Annotated in this window: 1 protein-coding gene and 1 pseudogene; one reads left to right on the top strand and one right to left on the bottom strand. The window is 45.5% G+C overall.

Annotated features, from left to right (window positions below):
* Positions 1–122 precede the first annotated feature (122 nt).
* The gene (locus R7Q38_RS23495) at positions 123–1043 is read left to right on the top strand and encodes an IS5 family transposase (protein ID WP_318114482.1); all 921 of its coding nucleotides are present in this window, start codon (positions 123–125) and stop codon (positions 1041–1043) included.
* Positions 1044–1095: 52 nt separating this feature from the next.
* Here the strand turns inward: R7Q38_RS23495 and galT are convergent.
* Positions 1096–1342, bottom strand: a pseudogene (gene galT / locus R7Q38_RS23490) (galactose-1-phosphate uridylyltransferase); the annotation flags it as partial.

The following is a 1342-nucleotide window of genomic DNA, read 5'->3' as shown; positions in this document are numbered from 1 at the left end:
AATGATAAAAGCGATGCATTTCGTCATTGTTATTGGTCTGCGAGGCTTTGTTGCGTAATTCGAGGGAACTAAATCAGAAGGTTACGATCTGATTGGCTAAGTAAGTTAATTCCCCTAGTCTCATGCCGAAACCTCGCTACAAAATAACGAACTGGAAACAGTACAACAAAGCCTTAATCAACCGTGGTTCACTCACTTTCTGGATTGATGAAGAAGCCATTCGCCAGTGGAAGCAGAGTAAACAAGATAAACGTGGTAGACCTCGTCGATTCAGCGACTTAGCCATTACTACAGCACTGATGGTAAAACGCGTTTTCTCTATGCCGTTGAGAGCGCTACAAGGTTTTCTAGACTCTGTATTTAAGCTGGCTAACATCCCGCTTGTTTGCCCGCACTACACCTGTATAAGCCGCCGAGCTAAGGAAGTTGAGGTTTCATTTAAAACCAAAACCAGAGGAGCAATACAACACCTAGCAATTGATGCCACTGGCCTCAAGGTTTATGGCGAGGGTGAATGGAAGGTCAAGAAGCATGGTACTGATGGGAAGCGCAGAGTCTGGCGTAAACTGCATATTGCAGTAGATACAAGCACTCACGAAATAGTCGCAGCAGAGCTGAGTTTATCTAACGTAACCGATGCCGAAGTGCTCCCCAACTTACTCAAGCAAACGCGTCGTAAAATAATTGAAATATCAGGCGATGCCGCTTATGACACAAGGAATTGCCATGATGCCATACGGATCAAGCGCGCCGTTCCGCTCATCCCGCCAAGAGAAGGAGCAGCCTTCTGGGAACAAGGGCACCCTCGTAATTTAGCAGTAGGTTGTCAAAAGCTCTACGGCTCCAACAAGAAATGGAAAAAGCGGTATGGCTATCATAAGCGCTCACTATCAGAGACAGCAATGTACCGAGTAAAACAGCTGCTAGGTGGGAAATTAAGCCTAAGAAATTACAATGCTCAGGTTGGCGAGACTTACGCTATGATCAAAGCGCTGAACAAGCTTACAGGGCTAGGTATGCCTGAAACTCAGTATATTGTTTAATAATTAAGCACAATGGCGTAAGTATGTCTTATCTCTGAATTAAGCAACAAAGCCAAATCTGCCCGCGTGGGTGTGGTTGAGAACACCCCATGGTTTCAAAAGCTTGAACCCAGATGAAATCTTTACCTAACTCTTCAATTTGCTCATTCCATGTATCAATCACGCCGCGAATTTTATCCACTGGTAGTTCCGGTAAGGTCTTGCTGTGATCTGGCGAGAAGCAAATCACTCGGCTTAAACCGCGCACACCTTGGGTTTTGAATAGCGGGTTGTTTGACTCTGGTGCATCTGGTGAATCC

This window comes from Vibrio sp. Vb0598, assembly GCF_033338935.1.
Taxonomy (GTDB): Bacteria; Pseudomonadota; Gammaproteobacteria; order Enterobacterales; family Vibrionaceae; genus Vibrio; species Vibrio alginolyticus.
Note: the sequence above shows the minus strand (reverse complement) of the source record. Positions and strands in the feature narration are given on the sequence as shown.

Bases quoted from the DNA above. Each gene is read 5' to 3' on its own strand.
- R7Q38_RS23495 (WP_318114482.1), top strand. From the start codon at position 123: ATGCCGAAACCTCGCTACAAAATAACGAACTGGAAACAGTACAACAAA.